5 protein-coding genes are annotated in these 2,550 nt (G+C 38.9%); 2 read left to right on the top strand and 3 right to left on the bottom strand.

What is annotated here, in order from left to right; translation table 11 throughout:
• The first annotated feature begins 84 nt into the window (after positions 1–84).
• Positions 85–525 carry an ATP-binding cassette domain-containing protein gene (locus tag ABDZ53_RS08280; protein WP_343755449.1) on the top strand — a complete coding sequence of 147 codons (441 nt, stop codon included), beginning with the start codon at positions 85–87 and terminating at the stop codon, positions 523–525.
• Between the two features lie 196 nt (positions 526–721).
• Complete coding sequence (locus ABDZ53_RS08275; RefSeq protein ID WP_343755447.1) at positions 722–826, top strand: putative holin-like toxin; 105 nt, start codon at positions 722–724, stop codon at positions 824–826.
• 209 nt (positions 827–1,035) lie between these two features.
• Here the strand turns inward: ABDZ53_RS08275 and rpsI are convergent, their stop codons facing one another.
• The 3 genes from rpsI to ABDZ53_RS08260 all read right to left on the bottom strand — a co-directional run.
• Positions 1,036–1,428, bottom strand: a complete 393-nt coding sequence (gene rpsI, locus ABDZ53_RS08270) for a 30S ribosomal protein S9 (RefSeq protein ID WP_343755445.1) — start codon at positions 1,426–1,428, stop codon at positions 1,036–1,038.
• A 12-nt stretch (positions 1,429–1,440) separates the two neighbouring features.
• Positions 1,441–1,884, bottom strand: coding sequence for a 50S ribosomal protein L13 (gene rplM, locus ABDZ53_RS08265; protein WP_343755443.1), 444 nt, complete (start codon positions 1,882–1,884; stop codon positions 1,441–1,443).
• Between the two features lie 370 nt (positions 1,885–2,254).
• Positions 2,255–2,550 (bottom strand): IS30 family transposase (locus ABDZ53_RS08260; RefSeq protein ID WP_343755441.1); only part of this gene is annotated, 296 nt, incomplete at its 5' end.

The raw sequence follows: 2,550 nt of genomic DNA, 5'->3' as shown, positions 1-2,550 counted from the left end.
TTTAGAGAAAACCACATGTGAGGAATGTAACAAGTAGTAAGTACTAGTTCTTTTTAATTTAATGCAACACTAGTGGAAGAAAGTATGCAGTATTTTTCAAGCACACGTATTTTAAACCGAGTACAAGCTCTTTATGATGTTGGACTTAGTTATTTAACACTAGGTCAATCAACGAGTTCTCTTTCTGGCGGTGAGCTTCAGCGTTTGAAATTGGCGAGTGAGCTGCAACACGAAGGGGAAATCTACTTGCTAGATGAACCTTCTCGGGGCCTTCACCCAGAAGATACTCAGCATTTATTGAAACTGTTCAATCGCCTTGTCGATAAAGGGAATACAGTCATTATGATTGAACACAATCTTGATTTCTTAGCCAACAGCGACTGGGTCATCGAACTGGGACCAGAGGGCGGCAAAAATGGGGGGCATATTATATACGAAGGTACACCTCAAGACATGCTAGAGGCTGAAACAGTTACAGCCAAATGGGTGAGAAAAGCGATTAAAGGAAATTACTCCGTTGACTAAGTTTGCAGCAATGACAGTGACTTGAATCGTTGGGGCTTATTCTATAACCCTGTTTCTAACCAAATAAAAACGACAAGTCCCCTTTTAACCAGGAAGACTTATCGTTTTAACTCTCTCTCTATTTAAAATTTTACTAATCTGAAGAGAGACAGGGTACTGATGATTGGTGCACTACTCACCAAGAAAGTAAAGGTCTTTGTCTATTGCGGAAACATCAGGACTGCTCATCTATTTTGGCTCGTTAATCGCAACTATCATCTTTGGTATCCTAATCGCAGCTAAAAAGGACAATAAAAAATAACCGCTCAACTTTGACGAGTTACGGTTATTTTTTATAACTATTAAACTAAGTCACCGTCTTTAACGGCTTGTACTAGAGTCCTGTTGAGGCAGGACTCTTTTTATTTCACCTTTATTATGCCACTATAGGTTATGAAAGTAAAGAGATGAACTTTGATTGTAATTAAAAAGAGGACCCCTTTTTCAAGAGTTCCTCTAGATAATAACATATTAACGTTTTGAGAATTGTGGAGATTTACGCGCTTTTTTAAGACCTGGTTTCATACGTTCCTTCATACGAGAGTCACGTGTTAATAACCCAGCTGCTTTTAATGGAGCACGGAAATCAGGGTCAACTGTTAATAGTGCGCGAGCGATTCCGTGACGAGCAGCACCTGCTTGTCCTGAAAATCCTCCGCCGTTTACGTTGACGCGGATGTCATAGCTGTCTACTGTATCAGTGATAGCTAATGGTTGTTTAACTACTAAGTGTAATTGGTCAAGGCTTAAATAGTCAGCCATGTCTTTACCGTTGAATGTGATTTTACCAGAACCTGGAGTCATAATAACACGAGCTGTTGAGTTTTTACGACGACCTGTTCCAAAATATTGTACTTGTGCCAATGGATTCCCTCCTTAAATCAAGTTTGTGATGTCTAGTGTTTCTGGCTGCTGTGCCTGGTTGTTATGCTCAGGTCCAGCGTATACGTGTAATTTCTTCACTTGTTTGCGTCCTAATGGGTTATGCGGAAGCATTCCTTTAACTGATAATTCAACCAGTTTTTCAGGTTTTTGAGCACGCAATGTACCAGCAGACACTTGTTTCAAACCGCCTGGATATCCAGAGTGGCGTGAGTAGATTTTGTCACTTGCTTTTTTACCTGTTAATTTTACTTCTCCAGCGTTTACTACGATTACATAGTCACCTGTGTCAACATGTGGTGTATACGTTGGTTTGTTTTTACCGCGTAGGATAGATGCAACGACTGTAGACAGACGACCTAGTGGCACATCTGTTGCGTCGATAACATACCATTTGCGTTCGATGTTTTGTTCATTCGCCATAAATGTTGTACGCACGATCTTAACCTCCAAATTTTTCGTTTCTTCGTTTCAAGAATCAATTTAAGTTTATAGTTGCTTCCGTTATCTTCTACTGTTCCGAATAAAAGAATACTGAAAGTCTCCAATGTTGTTTGTTCCAATAACAAGTTTCCGGGGCTTATCATGGTGGCAAACAATACCGTCTAATATAATACCGCGAATAAGGGTTAATGTCAACTGAAAAAGAAGTTTTTTCGAGTAAATTTAAACTAAATAATTTTGCCTCTGTTGTCAAATCAAATGCAACACTATTGCTATTCAAAAGACATACCCCATTAGACTTTCAGGTATAGGGTTTCCCCCATGGGGGAAATGTCGCTTTTCGATTCTTTTATAACTCAAGTCTTTATTCCATTAAAGACAATTCGGTCTGGTAGGCTTCTTGAGCGGACACTAAACCGAGTATGGATCGTATGCGTTTATTTATCTTACCAGCCGCTTCTGATATATAGTCAGAAGTAAAATGATGTAACAATTTACCTTTCGGTATAAACTCTCTTAAGAGTTTATTGAAATTCTCGTTAGACCCCCGTTCCCATGATGCGTAAGCATGACAAAAATAAATAGATAAGTCATCATTTTCAAGCTCAGATACTTTCGCAAACTCAGATCCATTATCAAATGTAATTGTTTTAAACTGAT

The organism is Alkalibacterium iburiense, assembly GCF_039521845.1.
GTDB lineage: Bacteria > Bacillota > Bacilli > Lactobacillales > Carnobacteriaceae_A > Alkalibacterium > Alkalibacterium iburiense.
The sequence above is the reverse complement of the archived record's forward strand: the minus strand, read 5'-3'. Positions and strand labels throughout refer to the sequence as shown.